The following is a 12,174-nucleotide window of genomic DNA, read 5'->3' as shown; positions in this document are numbered from 1 at the left end:
AGGTTCCGCAGGCTCAGATCGAGAACTTCAAGACGGCCATGCGCAAGAAGCGCTCGGGTGCACGCGCACGAAAGGAGGCCCCTTCACCTGCGGCCCTCCGCATGCGCAAGGGCTCGGGCCCGCCGCCCATGAGCCTCCGGTACATCAACAACGCGTTGAGCGTACTGCGCAAGGTGTTCGCGCTCGCGCAGGAGCAGGGCGTCATCGCCCACATCCCGCGCGTGAAGCTCTTCAAGCTGGGGAAGACCGCTTACGACTTCCTCACCTTCGAGGAGGCCGAGCGGCTGGTCTTCCTGGCCGAGCCCGAGTGGAGAACGATTCTCCTCGTGGCCCTCAAGACAGGGCTTCGACAGGGAGAGTTGATGGGGCTCCAGTGGAGCGACCTGGACTTGCACCATGGCAAGCTTCAAGTCCGAAGGACGGCCCAAGGGCGGACGCGAGCGGACGGTGGACATCCCACTGTCGGCCCTCGACGCGCTCAAGAGACACCGTCACCTGCGCGGGCCCTACGTGTTCTGCCAGGAGGACGGCCAGCCCCTCACCTCGAGACTGATGCGGCGCCCGCTGGAGCGCTGCTTGAGGCTGGCGAACATCCAGCGCGAACAGGGACGCATCGGCTGGCATGACCTGCGCCACACCTACGGCAGTCACCTCACCATGCGCGGAGTCCCCTTGAAGGTCCTCCAGGAGCTGATGGGCCATGCCACCATCGAGATGACGATGCGCTACGCCCACCTCCCCCCGGAGACCCGCGAGAACGCGGTCCAACAGCTCGACCGTCCCAGCCCCTCGAGACAAGCCGCTTCGGGTCACCTCACCGAAGGGGCACACTGGGGGCACCTGCCTGAATCACCGGCATGGCACACCCCAGCAGGCCCTGGATATCGCTGGACGGCTGACTACTTCGCGGACTCGATGACGTAGATGAGCGTCACCTTGGCCTGCACCGTCTGCTCCTCCGGCTGGATGGGCGTGGCGACGCGCGCGTCGGACGCCATCTCCGCCATGGCGAAGCGGGCCGGGTAGAGCTGCGGCGGCTCCGTCACGGTGCTCGCGTCCACCACCGCGCCCAGCTTCACGTTGAGGGCGGCGGCCAGCACCTCGGCCGACTTGCGGGCCCGCGCCACCGCCTGCCGCAGCGCCTCACCCTGCACCGCGTCCTGGCGCGCCAGGCCGAAGCGCACCTGGTCCACCCGGTTGGCGCCCGCCGCCAGCGCCTGGTCCAGCACGCTGCCCACGCGCGACAGCTCCGTCAGGTGCACGCTCACCACGTTGCTGACGCGGTAGCCGCGCAGCTTGGGCTCCGTCTCGTTGGGCGCCGGCGGCCCGTAGTCCGGGTACACCGAGTAGTTGCGCGTCTGGATTTCCTTGCGGGGGATGCCCGCGGACGTCAGCGCGGCGATGACCTTCTCCATCTTCTTCGCGTTCTGCTCGCCCGCGGCCTTCGCCGTCTTCTCCAGCGTCTCCACGGCCAGGTCGATGAAGGCCTCGTCGGGCTGCGCCTTCACCTCGCCGGTGCCCTCGACGCGCAGGGTGCGCGTGGAAGGGTCCACCGCGGGGCGGGCCTGGGACACGGGCTGGGCGGAAGCGCCCATCGTGGCGAGCAGGACAGCGGTGAGCAGCCAGGAACGAACGGGACGGGCGTGAAGCATGGCGCCTCCTTGGGGCGGATGGGCGGTACGGCGGGGTCGTGTTGCCGCTGCCTTACTCCCTGGGACGGCCCCTCCACGAGGACATTCACGCCCACGAGAAAGGGCCCGGCCCACCATACGGGGAGCCGGGCCCGCTCACTCGGGGAGCACGCGCTCACGGACTGGCGGACTCGCCGGCCTCGTACTCGGGGGCGGAGGGAGCGCGCGACTTCGGGCCGCGCCCCGTCACCTCGCGCACCTTGGTCGTGGCCTTGCGACGCGCGGCCCGGAGCGCGTCCCGGCCGATGTCCATCACCGCCGACACGGCGCCCGCGACCAGGTTGCCCGGCGGCGTGTCCGGCGCCATCGGATGCGGCCGCGTGGGGGCCGCCTGCTTCGCCGCCTCCAGCACCTGGCCCAGCTCCCGCAGCTCGTTCGGACGAAACGCCTTCTTCACCTCGGGGAAGAGCGTGGTCTCCTCCTCGAGCACGTGCGCGCGCACGTTCTCCATCAGCACGGAGACCTTCGCGTCGAAGCGCTCGGCCTCCGAGGGCAGCCCGTCCAGCTCCGACAGCACCCACTTCACCACGTGGTGCTCCTCCAGCGAGCGGAGCACCTCGTCGCGCAAGGACGCCGAGCGCTGGCGCACCGCCGGGTAGAAGACCTGCTCCTCGATGGAGGAGTGCACGGACAGCTCGAGCACCATCTGCTCCACCAGCTTGCGCTTGAGCTTGTGGGCATTGGGGCCCGCCTTCTCGAACCGGCGGAACAGCTGCTCCACCGTCTTGTGGTCCGCCTTCAGCAACGCGATGGCATCCATGTCGTTTGCCTCCCTGGGGCTCCGGGGGCCGCGCATCCCCTCCGTGGCGTGCACGGTCCATGACGCGGCATGTCCTGGATGGTGGGGATGACCTGCGCGCGATGCCGGAGCGACGCGCGGATGGCCTGCTCTCCCGTGTGCTCGGCGACCGGGCGACACGCTTGCCATGTCGGGCGCTCCCAGGTCTCAAGCGCGGCACCCCCGCGCTCATCCACGTGGAGCGGGCACCCCGGGAGGGAAGCGTCGTTCCCACGTCGGGCAACGCGGGCGCCGGGGTGTCCACCCGTCGTCACGAAGAGCGTGGAGGAGGCGACGCGCCGACCGCCCCCGGGGGCAATCCCACGCTGGACCACCTCTGCTCAATGTCGTGTCCGTCGGAACGGAGGGTTGGGCCCGCGTCGTTCGCGGGAAGGGAGAGGGGAAGTTGGTGAACACCGTGATGAATGAAGCGCTGCGCGTGCGCGTCGCCCGCATCGCCCGCGAAGCCGAGGACATCCTGTCGTACGAGCTGGTCGCGGAAGACGGCGGCACGCTCGCGGCCTTCGAGGCCGGAGCCCACCTGGACGTGCGCATCCCCGGCAAGGAGTCCACGCTGCGCTCGTACTCGCTCTGCAACGACCCAGAGGAGACGCACCGCTACGTCATCGCCGTGCAGCGGGACGCGAGGGGCCGCGGCGGCTCGCGCGCCATGCACGAGCGCGTGCGCGAGGGGGACGTGCTGGTGGTGAGCCCTCCGCGCAACGACTTCCCGCTGCTGTTCGCGCGCGGCTATGTGCTGGTGGCCGGCGGCATCGGCGTCACGCCGCTGCTGTCCATGGCGCGGCAGCTCCAGCGGACCGGGCTGCCCTACACGATGTACTACTGCGCGCGCGCCCCGGAGCGCGCGGCGTTCCGTGAGCTGCTGTCCATGCCGCCCTTCGCGGACCACGTGCGCTTCCACTTCGATGGGGGTGACCCGGACAAGGGCCTGGATGTGTCCGGGCTGTTGTCCACGCGCGCGCCGGGCACGCGGCTGTACTGCTGTGGCCCCGCGGGGCTGATGAAGGCGGTGCGCGACGCGTCCGTAAGGCACCGCTGGCCGTGGGAGAAGGTCCACTTCGAGTCGTTCGGCGCCGACGGCGTGGGCGCGCTCGCCACCCGGGAGGACACCGACTTCGAGGTGACCATCCGCAGCACGGGGCAGGTGCTCAGCGTGCCCAAGGGGCAGTCGGTGCTCAACGTGCTGCGCCGCAACGGGCTGCGCGTGACGAGCGACTGCGAGGCGGGCTCCTGCGGGACGTGCGTCACCCGCGTCTGCGAGGGAGAGCCCGAGCACCGCGACACCTTCTTCCAGCAGGAGCCCGCGGGCAATCAGCGCATGCTCATCTGCGTGTCGCGGGCCCGCTCGAAGCGGCTGGTGCTGGACCTGTAGACGGACGGCTCAGGCGGCCCGGCCCGCGGCCTCGCGTCGCGCCCGGGCCACCTCCGAGCGGACCAGCGCGCGCAGGGACTCCGGGTCGAACGGCTTCTCCACGCGCGGGTTCTCCACCCGCTCCAGGAAGGTGCGCGCGGTGGGCGTGAAGGCGCCGCCGGTGATGAACACCATCCGCTCCGCGACGGCCGGCGCCGCGCGCCCCAGCGCCTCGTGGAGGTCCATCCCCGTCATCTCCGGCATCATCAGGTCACACAGCACCACGTCGTAGTGGCGGGGCTCCGGTCCGCTGAGCCGCTCCAGCGCCTGCCGGGCACTCACCACCACGTCCACGTCGTTCTCGCGCGAGAGCGTGCGCCGGATGGCGCCGCTCACCAGCGCGTCGTCGTCCACGACCAGCACACGGCCTCGGGCCTGGGGTACGACGGGCTCGGACTCGGCGGGACGCGCGCCCGGAGGGGCGTCCTGGGTGGGGCCTGGAGGCGGGCTCGACATGGACACCTCGGTGCCGCCTGGGGCGGGGCGTGAAGAGGAGGAGTCCATGGCGCTGGCGGAGGCCACCGGTGTGGTGGGTGGAGACGCGGGGCCCACCGCGCTGGAGGCCAGCGTGGAGGACGGGCTCACGACAGGTGACGCGGGCTCGGCCGACGTGCGCGCCGCAGACGGGCTCGCCTCCACGAGCGGACCTGAACCCGAGGAGGGCTTCGCGGGCGACGTGGGCTCCACCGACGCGCGGGTTGGGGACGAGCTCGCCTCCGCGAGCGGACTCGAGCCCGAGACGGACCTCGAGGGTGACGCGGGCTCCGACGCGGACCGCATGCCCGAGGAGGGCTCGACGGCCGGGAGGTGTCCCGTCACGAACGTGCGTCCCGTCGTCGCGCCCGCGACCTCCGAGGCACGGTGCGCGATGGCGCTGACGTCCGACGGCGCGAAGGAGCGCTCCGTCGATGGCCGGAGGCCTGGCGCCGAGGACGGAGCGAGGCCCGACACGGCGACACGGTCCTCCGTGGAGGATTCGCGAACCGGCGCCGGCGTGTGCCCCGTGCTGGCCCTGTCGCCCGGGGACGACTCGGAGAACCTCGGCGCGGGCGTGTGCCCCGTGCTGGCCCTGTCGTCCGGGGACGACTCGGAGAACCTCGGCGCGGGCGTGTGCCCCGTGCTGGCCCTGTCGCCCGGAGACGACTCGGAGAACCTCGGAGCGGACGCACGCTCGGAGACGGCCCTCGCGTCCACGAAGGTGTGATTGGCCATGCTGGCCGGCGGGTCCCCCGCGGGCTTCGACACCTCGTGCGCCACCGTCGAGGCCGTGGGCTCCGTCGTGGACCGCCGCGACTCGGTCACCGTCGGATAGCCCGTGGGCGATGACGCGCGCTCACCCGGCCCACGCGCGGACCAGCCGCCGCCCCGCCGCGCATCCACGGCCACGCCCGCGCCCGGGGCCCTCGCGCGCCGCAGGGACACGCGGAACACCGAGCCCTTGCCCAGCTCGCTCTCCACGGAGATGGTGCCGCCCATCGCCGTCACGTACGCGTGGCACAACGACAGCCCCAGCCCCGTGCCCACGCCCACCGGCTTCGTCGTGTAGAACGGGTCGAAGATGCGCCCGAGCGACTCCGGCGAAATCCCGCTCCCCGTGTCGCGCACCTCCGCCACCACCCAGCCGTCCGCGCCCCCGCGCGTCACCAGGCGCACCTCGTTCTGCTCCGCGCGGCCCTCCGGCAGCGCCTGCGCCGCGTTGATGAGCAGGTTGAGGAACACCTGCGCCAGGCGCGCCTCGTTCCCCTCCACCCACGTGACGTCCCCGTAGTCGCGCACCAGCTTCGCGCGCGGCCGCAGCTCGCCCATGGCGATCTTCACCGCCGAGTCGAGCACCGCCCCCAGCTCCACCGGCCCCTGCTTCTCGTCGTCCGGCCGGGAGAAGGTCTTCAAGTCACGCACGATGCGCCGCACCCGGTCCGCGCCGTGCAGTGCCTCGCGCAGGGCCTGCCCCACCTCGCGCAGCCGCGTCCCCGCCGCGCGCGTCTCGCCGAGCTCGCGGGCGAGCATGTCCGACTCCTCGCTCGCGTGCTCCAGGTTGGACACGATGTACGCCAGCGGGTTGTTGATTTCGTGCCCCACGCCCGCCGCGAGCTGGCCCACCGCCGCCATCCTCCCCGCCTGGACCAGCTGCGCCTGCGTCTGCCGCAGCGTGCGCACGTTGGCCTCCAGCTCCTCGTTCGCGCGCGCCAGCTCCCGCGTGCGCTCCTGCACGCGCGCCTCCAGCCACCGCTCGCGCGCCTTCAGCTGCCCCACGCGCAAGAGGTACACGCTGACGCCCAGCATCCCCATGCCCAGCACGAACAGCGCCCAGAACTCCGTGCGCTGCCACAGGCTCGGCTCCAGCACCACGTCCAGCGACACGGGCTCCGTCCACCCGCCGTCGCGCAGCTCCGCCTGAACCTGGAACAGGTAGCGCCCGGGGCGCAGGCCCGTGTACGTGGCCCGGCGAATCTCCGCGCGCACCCAGCCGTCGTCATGGCCCACCAGCCGGTAGCGGAAGGGCACGCGCACCGCGTCCCCCGGCGTGAAGGCCGTGAAGCGGATGTCCAGCCGCGAGTCGTCCGGCCGCAGCTCCACCGGGCCTGGCGCCGACACCAGCTTCCCGTTGACCCGCACCTCCTCGATGCGCACCTCGGGAGGCTGCCGCGTCGCGCGCACGCGCACCGGGTCCACCACGATGGCGCCCTGGATGGTGGTGAACCACAGCCGCCCGTCCCGGCCCCGCCACCCCGACGGCTGCGTGTTCCCGTTGCACTCCGCGGTGCGCATGCCGTCCGTCTGGTCGAACCCCATCACCGCCAGCCGCGTGCGCTTGCCCTCCGCCACATCCTCCAGCTCGCGCCGCGACACCCGGGACACGCCCTTGTTGCTGCTCATCCACAGGTGCTCGTCCCCATCCGAGACGATGCTGAACACCGCGTCGTCGTAGAGGCCGTGCTGCGACACCGTGTAGCGGAACCACGCCCCGTCCCTCCACCGGCCCAGCCCCGTCTCCGTCCCCACCCACACCGTGCCGTCGGGGTCCGCCAGGAGCGCCAGCACCACCTCGCCCGGCGCGCCGTCCTTCGCCGTGAAGCGCCGCAGGCCCTTGCCCTCCTCGTAGCGCCACAGCCCGCTGTCCGCGCCCAGCCACAGCGCCCCGGACGCGTCCTCGGCCATGACGATGATGGGCGAGGAGAGCCCCTGCTTCGGACCGAACACCGTCACGTCGCCGCCGCGCACCCGCGCCAGGCCCTTGCGCGTGCCGAACCACTGCGTGCCCCGCGAGTCCACCAGGATGGACGTCACCACGTCGTCCGGCAGCCCCTGCACCCGCGAGGACTTCGCGAAGCGGTGCCCGTCGTACCGGAACGCGCCCGCCTTCGAGCCCGCCCACAGCGTCCCGTCCGGCGCCTCGTGCAGCGCGGTGATGACCGGGTCCGTGCCGCCCTCGAAGTCGTCCATGCGGTGGATGCGCCCGTCGCGCAGGAAGAACAGGCCGCCGCCCACCGTGCCCAGCCACACCGTGCCGTGCTTGTCCTCCAGCACCGTGCTCACCGTCTCGTTGCTCAGGCCCTCCGGCGCGCCGAACGTCGCGAACGGGCCGTCGCGCAGGCGGAACAGGCCCGAATAGGTGCCCACCCACAGCGAGCCGTCCCGGTCCTCGAGCAGCGACAGCACCTCCGCGTCCACCAGCCCCGCGCCATGCAGCGGCGCGCTGAAGCCCGCGGCCTCGCGCCGCAGCAGTCCGCCCCGCCGCGTGCCCACCCAGAGGTTGCCCTGGCTGTCCGCGAGCAGCGCGGTGACGACGGCCGGCAGCCCGTCCGACGTGCTGAAGCGCCGGGCCAGCGTGCCGTTCCACGACACCAGCCCCGCCTCGGTGCCCATCCACAGCGTGCCGGTGACGTCCTGGAAGAGCGACGTCACCTCCGAGCGCACGTCCCCGCCGGGTATCGGGAAGGGCAGGCCCCGCACCTGGCCGCCCTCCAGCAGCGCCAGGCCCGTCTTGGTGCCCACCCACAGCCGGTTGTCCCCGCCGCCCCGCGCCAGCGCGGTGATGGACATGCCCGGCATGCCATCGGCTTCCGTGTACTGCCGCGCCACGCCCTCGCCCAGCGGCACCTGCCACAGCCCGCCCGAGGTGCCCGCCCACAGGGAGCCCTCGCCCACGATGAGGTGCTCCACGCGGAAGCCCTCCAGCGGGGCCGAGGCGCCCGGAGCCCGCTCGAAGCGGCCGTCCACGTATGAGACGAGGCCCTGGTCCGTGCCCACCCACAGCACGCCGGACGCGTCCTCCGCGAGCGCCTTGATGGTGTGGTTGCGCAGCTCCGGCGTGTTGCGCTTGTCGAAGACGACGAAGCGCGAGCCGTCGAAGCGCACCAGGCCTTCCCACGTGCCCAGCCACACGTAGCCGTCCCGCGTCTGCGCCATCGACAGCAGGCTGTTCTGCGGCAGCCCGTCGTCGCTGCGCCACGAGTCCTGGCTGTACTGGGAGACCCAGCGCTGCGGGTCCAAGGCAAGGCCCGGCCATGCCAGGACGAGCCCAGCCAGCAAGACGAACCCCCCGAGCCCGCGCGACGCCGCGCGGAGCCGATGCCCTGGAATGCCCATGACGGGCCACAGTGTCCGGCAGAATCGCCCCCGAGGCCAAACCTCGGGCGTTCACCCGGAGTGGAACGTTGGCCGCCAACGGCCTCGGCGACAGCGGCGGGGGACCACCTGCCCCCCCACGACTCCCAAACTTCCCCCCGCCGCTGTCGCCTCGTACGCCACCACCTGTCGGCACCTGAGGAGCCACGCGCCCCGGAGGACCGGGGACGTGGCGTCCGCGCCGCGCATCGAGGCCCCGGTGGTGGCGGGGGCCTCGCCGCATCGCGCTGAACCCAAGATGGGAGCCAGGGGCCCGGGGCGCCACTGCGGGAAACAGACAGGAGTCACGTCCCCCGGTCGCCCCAGGGCGGCCCGTGGGCGCCCGCTCTCCCGCCCGGCGTCACGCACGCGGACGACTGTTTCCGGACGGGGACCCGCGCGAGGAAGGCAGGCGCGTCAGTCCCCCGCGGGGCCGGGCGAAGGTCTATGCTCGGCGCCCCGAGGAGCGTGGGCGGATGAGCGACGGGGCGTTGTTCTCGACGGACAAGGTGACCACCGAGGCGCGGTACCAGTGGCACCTGTGGGTGGCGGACGTGCTGGACCTGGCGACGGCGGCCCTGGTGGGCTGGGCCGCGCTGCGGGCGCTGGAGCACGAGCGGACCCCGGTGGCGATGCTCGTCGCCATCCTGCTGGCCTGGCTGGCGGTGTCGGCGGTGGGCGGAATCTGGGGCAGGACGCTGTGGCGGCAGCTGCTCGGGGTGCGGCTGGTGCACATGGGCCGCGCGCCCGGGGTGCCGCGCGCCCTGGCCCGGGCGCTCACCACGCCGGTGGACCTGCTCATCACCCCGGTGCTGCAACGCCGTCCCCTGGACACCTGGCTCGGCGTGCACGCGGAGCCGGTGACGGCGGGCGCCTCGGCGCGGCTCAAGGGGCTGGGCGCGCAGCTGCCCTGGCTGGGGCTCATCGCGGGCGCGGTGTGGCTGCTCGTCACGCCCACGCGGGCGGAGATGCTCAAGTACCTGGGGCGGACGCTGACGGGCTGGCACTGCTGCCACGGCACGCGGGACGTGACGTGGGAGTGCAAGACGTCGCTGAGCCGGGCCGTGCGCGAGGCGCGCGGAGGGCGCGAGGACGTGCGCGAGGTGGTGGCGGACTGTCCGGTGGCCGCGGAGCGCTCGGGCGGGCCGTAGCGCCCGGAAGGCGTCACTTCACCGTCGAGAAGAGCGTCCCCTCCTTGCAGTACACGCCCGCCTTGCCCGCGGGGGGCACCTGCTGCGTCTGGGGCTTGCTGAAGCGCTTCACCTCTCGCTTCGAGTAGGCGGGCACCTCTCCCAGGGTCGCGCGCTGGCGCGTCTCGATGACGAGGACGCAGTCGGTCCACTCGAACTCGTCGGCGTTGTTCACCGTGTAGGAGGTGGCGCCAATCAGGGGGTCGCGCTTCGAGATGTGTCCCGTCAACGCGCCGGACTTCGGGGGCGGGGCGGTGGCGGACGCGGGCTCCACGCCCCGCTCGGTGGGTTCTCCGAAGTAGGGGTCCTCCGCGGGGACGGCGGCGTAGAGCTTCGGGGCGGACTTGACGTCCTTGGCCAGCTTCAGGCGGGCCTGCCGCCTGTCGGTGGCGACGACCCGGGCGGTACCGAGCACCGGACGCTGTCCGTCGGACGTCGCGTCGCCCACCACCTTCACGTCCATGCCCGTCTGGAAGGCCCTGGCGCGGGCCCCCCTCACCAGGAAGGTACCGTCATCGGCGGTCAGCGGCAGCACCTGCGCGAAGTAGCCGAAGGCGGGGGTGTTGGCGGCCACGACGGGCTCCACCGGCGGCGCCTTGTCCGGCTCCGGAACCGGCTTGGGCGCAGGGGTGGGGCGCTTGGGCGGCGCCGTGACGACCTTGTCCGGCTTGGGCGTCGGCTTCTTGGGGACGGGCGTCGGCTCGGGCTGGGTCGGCCCCTGGGCGGTGGCGGGCGGTGGCGTCTGCTCGATGACCGGGGCCGTGGTGGGCGGCGGCTCCCGAGGAGGGGGCTGCCCCGGCGGCGGAGGCCTTGCGTCCCTCCCGGCCAGGCCCCCCGGCGGAGGCGGCGGCGGGGCGTCCACGGGCGGCGGGCCCTGGGGCCGCATGAAGTGCGCCGTGGTCACCGCGGTGCCCACCATCAGCAGCACGACCAGGCCGGCGACCAACGCGAACAGGCCCTTGCGACCACGCCCTTCGTCGCTCCGCGCGGGCACGGGCGCGTGCTCCCGTGACGAAGACACCGGGCGCACCGGGGCCTGCTCCTCCGGGGCGGCGGCGCGGGGCCCCGAGCCCGAGGCACTCTCGGCCTGGGGCGGGAGCACCGAGGTGTTGCCCGAGAAGCGAGGGCCGGAGCCGGACGCCTTCGCGGCCCGGGGACCGGAGGCCGACACCTCGGCGCCGGCAGGGCGCGGCGTGCTCCCCGTCGCCCCGTCGAAGACGGCCGTCCTCGCCGTGGCGGCGCCGGGGTCCGAGCCGGAGCGCAGGGTGGTGGCGTCGGTGGCCATCGACTCGCCGTGACCGGGCACGTCCGGGCGGGCCATGCCGGCCACCTGCTTCTCCCCCGACGGCGTGTCCTGCTTGCGCATCAGGGTCGGCTCGAAGCCCGCGGGCTCCACCTCCTGAGGCCCCGTGCCGTACGCGCCCGTGCCGCCGGCGACCAGGGGGATGGGCGCGGGGGTTCGGCGGTGGCTGGAGGACGAGGTCACCTTGGAGATGAGCTGCCGCTGCGCCGCGAAGGCCTCCGGGCACAGCGCGCGGACGAAGTGGCCCACCTCCTCCGCGCCCACCGCCGCGCCGGAGCGCACCAGCTCGCCGTTGAGCGCGCGCGCCAGCTCGTCCGAGCGCGAGTAGCGCTCATCCGGCTTCGTCGCCAGCGCGCGGCGCACCACCGCGTCCAGCGCCTCGTCCACGTCCCCGCGCAGCCCCGTCAGCGGCGGCACCGTGGGATGGGACATGGCCGCCATCATCTCCCCCACCGTCCCGTGGGGGATGAGCGAGCGGCCGGCGAGCATCTCCCAGAGCACCACGCCGCAGGAGTAGATGTCGCTGCGGTGGTCCAGCGCCTCGGCGCGCACCTGCTCCGGCGACATGTAGCCCAGCTTGCCCATCACCGTGGCGGGCAGCGTGTACTTGCTGCGCGCGGCGGACTTGGCCAGGCCGAAGTCGATGACCTTGACCTCGCCCTCGTACGACACCATGACGTTGTGGGGCGACACGTCGCGGTGGACGATGCCCAGCGGCACCCCGTCCGGCCCCACCTTGCGGTGCGCGTAGCCCAGGCCCTCCGCCATGCGCTGCCCCAGGAACAGCGCCACCGGCACGGGCACCTGCGCGCCCTGCACCCGCGCCTGCTCCAGGAGGTACGCCAGGTCCACGCCGGCCACGTACTCCAGCGCCATGTAGTACGTCCCGTCCGTCTCCCCCATGTCGTAGACCTGGGCGATGGACGAGTGCACCAGGTGCACCAGCACCTTGGCCTCATGGTGGAAGCGGTCCAGGAACTGCCGGTCCTTCAGCAGCGCCGGGAGGATGGTCTTCACGATGCACGGCTTCTCGAAGCCCGCCGCGCCGCTGATCTTCGCCAGGAACACCTCGCCCATGCCGCCCTGGCCCAGGGGGTGGACGAGCTCGTAGCGCCCGAGGAAACGGGAGGACTCTGTAGGTTCGGTGCTCATGGCTTCACGTGGCAGCGAAG

6 protein-coding genes and 1 pseudogene are annotated in these 12,174 nt (G+C 72.9%); 3 read left to right on the top strand and 4 right to left on the bottom strand.

Features of this window, described 5'->3' with window-relative positions:
* Positions 1-38: 38 nt before the first annotated feature.
* A pseudogene (locus tag VZQ01_RS21365) lies at positions 39-924 on the top strand (tyrosine-type recombinase/integrase).
* Here VZQ01_RS21365 and VZQ01_RS21360 read toward each other — a convergent pair.
* Positions 900-1,652: an SIMPL domain-containing protein gene (locus VZQ01_RS21360; protein WP_426748846.1), complete on the bottom strand. Its 753-nt coding sequence runs from the start codon at positions 1,650-1,652 to the stop codon at positions 900-902. The pseudogene VZQ01_RS21365 and the gene VZQ01_RS21360 overlap by 25 nt on opposite strands.
* Positions 1,653-1,806: 154 nt before the next feature.
* Positions 1,807-2,451 carry a hemerythrin domain-containing protein gene (locus VZQ01_RS21355; protein ID WP_223750486.1) on the bottom strand — a complete coding sequence of 215 codons (645 nt, stop codon included), beginning with the start codon at positions 2,449-2,451 and terminating at the stop codon, positions 1,807-1,809.
* Positions 2,452-2,878: 427 nt separating this feature from the next.
* Between VZQ01_RS21355 and VZQ01_RS21350 the strand changes: the two genes are divergently transcribed.
* Positions 2,879-3,862, top strand: a complete 984-nt coding sequence (locus VZQ01_RS21350) for a PDR/VanB family oxidoreductase (RefSeq protein ID WP_426748845.1) — start codon at positions 2,879-2,881, stop codon at positions 3,860-3,862.
* 9 nt (positions 3,863-3,871) lie between these two features.
* On the opposite strand, the gene VZQ01_RS21345 is transcribed toward VZQ01_RS21350, so the two are convergent.
* On the bottom strand, positions 3,872-8,491 hold the full coding sequence (locus VZQ01_RS21345; RefSeq protein ID WP_426748844.1) for a two-component regulator propeller domain-containing protein: 4,620 nt from the start codon (positions 8,489-8,491) through the stop codon (positions 3,872-3,874).
* Positions 8,492-8,985: 494 nt separating this feature from the next.
* Here VZQ01_RS21345 and VZQ01_RS21340 point away from each other — a divergent pair, with 494 nt between their 5' ends.
* Positions 8,986-9,660: an RDD family protein gene (locus tag VZQ01_RS21340; RefSeq protein WP_223750489.1), complete on the top strand. Its 675-nt coding sequence runs from the start codon at positions 8,986-8,988 to the stop codon at positions 9,658-9,660.
* A 13-nt stretch (positions 9,661-9,673) separates the two neighbouring features.
* Here the strand turns inward: VZQ01_RS21340 and VZQ01_RS21335 are convergent, their stop codons facing one another.
* Positions 9,674-12,154 (bottom strand): serine/threonine protein kinase, encoded by a 2,481-nt coding sequence (locus VZQ01_RS21335; protein WP_426748843.1) that lies wholly within the window; start codon positions 12,152-12,154, stop codon positions 9,674-9,676.
* Positions 12,155-12,174: the final 20 nt, after the last annotated feature.

Origin of the sequence: Myxococcus faecalis, assembly GCF_050039385.1 — a bacterium.
GTDB lineage: Bacteria > Myxococcota > Myxococcia > Myxococcales > Myxococcaceae > Myxococcus > Myxococcus fulvus.
The sequence above is the reverse complement of the archived record's forward strand: the minus strand, read 5'-3'. Positions and strand labels throughout refer to the sequence as shown.

Excerpts from the sequence above, each read along its gene's own strand:
- VZQ01_RS21340 (WP_223750489.1), top strand. The coding sequence starts at position 8,986 with ATGAGCGACGGGGCGTTGTTCTCGACGGACAAGGTGACCACCGAGGCG.
- VZQ01_RS21335 (WP_426748843.1), bottom strand. The coding sequence starts at position 12,154 with ATGAGCACCGAACCTACAGAGTCCTCCCGTTTCCTCGGGCGCTACGAG.
- VZQ01_RS21360 (WP_426748846.1), bottom strand. The coding sequence starts at position 1,652 with ATGCTTCACGCCCGTCCCGTTCGTTCCTGGCTGCTCACCGCTGTCCTG.
- VZQ01_RS21345 (WP_426748844.1), bottom strand. The coding sequence starts at position 8,491 with ATGGGCATTCCAGGGCATCGGCTCCGCGCGGCGTCGCGCGGGCTCGGG.
- VZQ01_RS21355 (WP_223750486.1), bottom strand. The coding sequence starts at position 2,451 with ATGGATGCCATCGCGTTGCTGAAGGCGGACCACAAGACGGTGGAGCAG.